The organism is Tumebacillus amylolyticus (assembly GCF_016722965.1).
GTDB lineage: Bacteria > Bacillota > Bacilli > Tumebacillales > Tumebacillaceae > Tumebacillus > Tumebacillus amylolyticus.
The window spans coordinates 1-4911 of record NZ_JAEQNB010000018.1; the positions used below are offsets into that span (position 1 = coordinate 1).

At 51.4% G+C, this 4911-nt stretch carries 4 protein-coding genes, 1 tRNA gene and 1 rRNA gene; 3 read left to right on the plus strand and 3 right to left on the minus strand.

Annotation, left to right across the window (positions count from 1 at the left end):
• Positions 1-312 precede the first annotated feature (312 nt).
• On the minus strand, positions 313-1908 hold the full coding sequence (locus JJB07_RS23410) for a spore germination protein (protein ID WP_201638485.1): 1596 nt from the start codon (positions 1906-1908) through the stop codon (positions 313-315).
• Between the two features lie 140 nt (positions 1909-2048).
• Between JJB07_RS23410 and JJB07_RS23415 the strand changes: the two genes are divergently transcribed.
• Genes JJB07_RS23415 through JJB07_RS23425 form a run of 3 tightly spaced genes read left to right on the plus strand, consistent with a single transcriptional unit; the run spans position 2049 to position 4586 of the window.
• Positions 2049-3212 (plus strand): Ger(x)C family spore germination protein, encoded by a 1164-nt coding sequence (locus JJB07_RS23415; RefSeq protein ID WP_201638486.1) that lies wholly within the window; start codon positions 2049-2051, stop codon positions 3210-3212.
• 6 nt (positions 3213-3218) lie between these two features.
• Positions 3219-3449, plus strand: coding sequence for a hypothetical protein (locus JJB07_RS23420; RefSeq protein WP_201638487.1), 231 nt, complete (start codon positions 3219-3221; stop codon positions 3447-3449).
• A 21-nt stretch (positions 3450-3470) separates the two neighbouring features.
• A complete protein-coding gene (locus JJB07_RS23425; protein WP_201638488.1) occupies positions 3471-4586 on the plus strand; it encodes an endospore germination permease in 1116 nt (371 codons plus the stop codon).
• A 26-nt stretch (positions 4587-4612) separates the two neighbouring features.
• On the opposite strand, the gene JJB07_RS23430 is transcribed toward JJB07_RS23425, so the two are convergent.
• Positions 4613-4699 (minus strand) — tRNA-Leu (locus JJB07_RS23430).
• A 43-nt stretch (positions 4700-4742) separates the two neighbouring features.
• Positions 4743-4911 (minus strand): 23S ribosomal RNA (locus JJB07_RS23435); the annotation flags it as partial.

Here is a 4911-nt window from a genome sequence, read left to right on the forward strand (position 1 = left end):
CCGCCAGCGTTCGTCCTGAGCCAGGATCAAACTCTCAATAAAAGTTTGGTTCACTGACTCGAATCGATCTTCATCTATCACTCGTTTAGTTTTCAAGGATCAATGCTGTGCCGCCGAAGCGACGTTTTTAAATTTACCACGTTGCATCACAAAACGCAACAGGTATTTTTTTCATCCCCATCATCACCACATCTCTCGCGGCGACAGGACTTATCTTACCACGTCATCTCCCTCCTCTCAACATCCTCACACCCCCACGACCAAACAAATCCCCACAACCCAACCGCTCTTCCTCCTCCACATGCCCATCTCTCATGATTTCGGCTTGCCGCTCTCGTTCTCTGGACTCGGATACTGACCTTCAGGTATCCGCACCGGATCATTGTACCCGGTCAATCGTGGACGAACGTTCAAACTCCACCACGGCGCACGAATAAACACATCCCGCAATGATTCGATCGTCAGTGGTGCCACCGGATACAGATATGGAGTCCCAAAAGACCGCAAACTACTCAGATGTATGAGCAGCCCCAAAAGCCCAAGTGTAATCCCAAATAACCCGAGCGTCCCCGCCAAAAAAATCATCGGGAACCGCATCAATCGAATCGCAATCGAGAGGTTATATCTCGGAATCGTAAAAGAAGCAATCCCCGTAATCGACACCACGATCACTAAGGGAGCTGACACAATCGCCGCATCAACCGCCGCTTGCCCGATTACCAACGCGCCGACAATCGACACCGCTTGTCCAACCGGCTTCGGCAATCGTACCCCCGCCTCTCGCAACGCCTCAAACGTAACCTCCATAATCAACGCTTCAATCAAAGCGGGAAACGGAGAGTTTTCCCGTGCGCCGGCGATACTCAACAGCAAATTGGTAGGCAGCATCTCTTGGTGATACGTTGTAATCGCCACATACAGCGAAGGCAACAACAGTGCGATGCCGAGGAACAAAATCCGAATCAACCGCACCAAACTCACCATCATCCACCGCTCATAATAGTCCTCATTGGCATGCATCGCTCCCCAAATCGTCAACGGCATCAACAACGCATTCGGCGTCCCATCCACCAAAACCGCCACGCGGCCTTCCAAGAGATTGCCGACAACCACGTCCGGTCGCTCCGTATATTGCATCTGGGGAAACGGAGAAAAAGGCTTATCCTCAATCATCTCCTCTAAATAACCGGACTCCAGCACTCCGTCTATCTGAATATCAGAAAGACGCCGATGCACCTCTTGCACCAGCGATTCAGAGACAATCCCCTCTATATAGGTGACCACCACACTCGTTTGAGAGAGCTCGCCAATCGTTAACGTCTCCATTTTCAAACGCGGCGACTTGATTCTTCGCCGTAACAGCGACGTATTCGTGCGGATGTTCTCGATGAAACCTTCCCGCGGACCTCGAATCACCGACTCTGTGACCGGCTCTTGGAGAGACCTTTTTTCCCACGCTTGCAAACCGATTACCAACACCTCAGCACTGCCGTCAGCAAGCAGAGCAACACCTCCACGCATGACCTCCAATACCAACTCCGAAGTCATCGTGACCGTCTTGGTCTGTCCCACTGCGACGGACTCATTACGGACCAATTCTGCGACGGATTGCACCCGCTCCAACCCTTGCGGCACGCCCTCGTACAGCAATGGTTTCAACACAATCTCATCGAGATGCCAACTGTCCACCAACCCGTCCACATACACCGCCAGCATCGTCCCACGATCTTTTGTCGGCACCTTGTGAAAGACGAGATCCGAACACTTTTGAAAAACCGTCTTCAGCAACTGTTCATTTTCCTCCAGACTGGTACCAAGTTGCTGCTCGACTTCAGTATGAGACCGCTCCACCGCTTGCAAAGCGTCCGTGTAGCGGAGGTTTTTTTTTACCCTTCTGATCTTTTTCAAGTCCCGGTCCCTCCTGTTTGTGCAATGCGTACTCTTTTTCCCCTACCTTTCCATGCTCGGTACCCAAATATCCCTTCGCATAGGAAGGAATCAACAGGCTATACTACCTCTGTACTTTTTCCAGAATAGGGATGATCTTGTTGAAAAAGACATTCACCATCTTGTTGATACTCTCGTTGTCCGTTCTGCCGTTGGCCGGATGTTGGGATCATACCGAGATGAACGATTTGGCTCTCGTGATGGCATCTGCCTACGACTGGACCCCGGATGGAAAACTGCGCGTCACTCTGCAAATTGCCAATCCGGAAAAAATCAGCAGCAAAGGAAGCAGTTCTGACAGCGGCGACAAAAAATTCATCACCCAGACGATGACCGGCCGCACGATCCACGATGCTTTTATCAAAATCCAAGAGCGACTGTCCCGGAGGCTGTACGAAGGACATCGTCGAGTGATCTTGATAGGAGAGTCAATGGCCAAGCACGGCATCGAACAACTGCTTGATGAGTTCAGCCGCGATCCCGACAGCCGTTTCCGAAGTTATATCTTGGTCTGCAAAGGAACGGAAGCCGGCCAGTTGCTTTCCTCGGCTTACCCATTGGAACGCGTGCCGTCCGAAGCGATTCGCGAACTGGAGAAATCGGATGTCGGCTACGAATCCACCATCCGGGACTGTCTCCTGCACACCATTCAAGAAGGAATCGAGCCGGTGATGGGTACATTGGAAATAAACGTACCCGAAGGCAAAGAAGACCAAACATTTCACCTCACCGGCACCGCCGTTTTTCAAGACTGGAAACTGATCGGCTATCTTGATGACAAAGAAACGCGGGCTTTGCTCTGGGCCAACGGAAAGCGGTCCAAAGGAATGGTTACCTCCTATATTCCTGAAGCGCAGGGCTACGTCTCCATCGAAATGCGCAAGGAAAAAAGCAAAATCAAAACCGAGGTCGTCGGCAACAAGGTCCGCCTCCACGTCATCATCGACTGCGAGGCCATGGTCCACGAAAACGACACCAACCTCGATTTCAGCAAGCCGGAAAACCTCACACTCGCAGAACGCCAAATCTCCACCTCGATTGAAAAACGCGTGACAAATCTCTTGCGTAAAACGCAGGACTTTCACCAAGACATCGTCGGTTTTGGACGGCAATTGCATCGCGATGACCGCAAGCAATGGGAACGCTTCCAAGACAAATGGAGCGACGCCTATACCAAAGCGGACCCCCAAGTAGAAGTCCGCCTGCGCTTGTCACAACTGGGACTGACCCGTGAACCCTTGCACAAAACCAAGGAAAGGAAGTGATGGAGGATGACTGAAATCGTCTTTCTCTTCCTGCTACTCGGCGGAATCTCCTTTTGGCAACTTCGCATCATGCGGCGCCTGCATTTTCGCAGAGAAATGATTTGTTACTGTCTTCTAACAGGAGGGGCGATGCTGATTGGCTACATGCTCCTCGACGGCGTGGAAATTCCAAGTCCCGCCGGTCCTTTGCAAAAAGTGTTCGAGCCCGTCGGCGAATGGGTCTTCCCTCCCGACTAACTCTTCAAAGGAGGAAGGCCCGTGTCCCGTTCTGTTGAGCGTATTTCCAGCTCTGAGATTTTTTCATTGCTCGTGATGTTTTGTATCGGGAGTACCCTCATCTTGCCCAAAGGAAGCATCGCCGGGCACGACTCTTGGCTCTCCGTCTTGTTCGCCATACCTGTGGGACTCTTGGTAGCCCAGTTGTATGCCGCACTCAGCCAGAGTCATCCCGGGTTGTCGTTGGTTGAGATCGGGCAGCAGGCGTTCGGTGTCTGGGTTGGGCGTTTCCTTGGCTTGCTCTATGTTTGGTATAGTTTTCATTTGGGGACGATCGCGCTCAAGAGTATGGAAGAAATCACGCGAACCGTGCTCCTCCCTCAGACTCCGGCATTGGTCATCGACATGGGGATGATGCTTTTGTGCGTCTGGGTCGTGAAAGAGGGAATTGAAGTGCTCTCCCGCTGCTCCATCATGATTCTGGGAGCGGTGATTCTCTTTCTCTTGGGTTCCTTGCTATTGCTGGGTAAGGATATGGATATCAACAACTTGAAGCCTGTGGCAGACGTCGGTTGGAAAAAAATCACCGAGGGCACCACAAAAATCAGCATATTTCCGTTTGGAGAATCTGTATTGTTGCTTATGATTTATCCCTTCCTCAACCAGAAGCGAGAAAGTAAAAAAACAGCCTTCTGGGCTATCCTGACGGCCGGTGTGTTGCTGCTGGTGGACGATCTGCGTAACATTTTGGTTTTTGGAGATCTCATGAAAAACATTCAATATCCTTCCTACTCTGCCATCTCGTACATTTCCATATCCGACTTTTTGGAGCGGATTGAGACATTCGGGATTCTGGTCTGGGTATTTGGATCGTTTGTGAAGGTTAGCGCGTGTCTCTACGTCAGTGCCCTTGCGTTGGCGCAAACGATTGGAAGCCGGGATGTAGGCAAGGCGTACCGATTCTTGACGATTCCTTTGGCGATTTTGTTGGTCGAGATGACACAGTTTCTCTACCGAAGTCACGCTGAGTTGACCCACTTCGCAACGAAGGTCTGGCCGTGGTACTCTGTTCCCTTTTGCGTGCTCATCCCGTTCTTGCTCTACGTCGTACTCAAAATTAAACAGCGCACAAAAAAAGCCCATCATTCCGCTGAATGATGGGCTTTCTCGATGTATTGCATGGTTGGTGCGGCCAAGAGGACTTGAACCTCCACGGGGTTGCCCCCACAAGAACCTGAATCTTGCGCGTCTGCCAATTCCGCCATGGCCGCATATGAAACTGGATCGCTCACTTTGTGTTGTGATTCAAGAACTTAGGATAAGCCCTCGACCGATTAGTACTGGTCAGCTGAATGCCTCACGGCACGTACACCTCCAGCCTATCAACCCTGTCGTCTACAGGGGGTCTTACCACGTTGACCGTGTGGGAAGTCTTATCTTGAGGGGGGCTTCGCGCTTAGATGCTTTCAGCGCTTATCCCTTC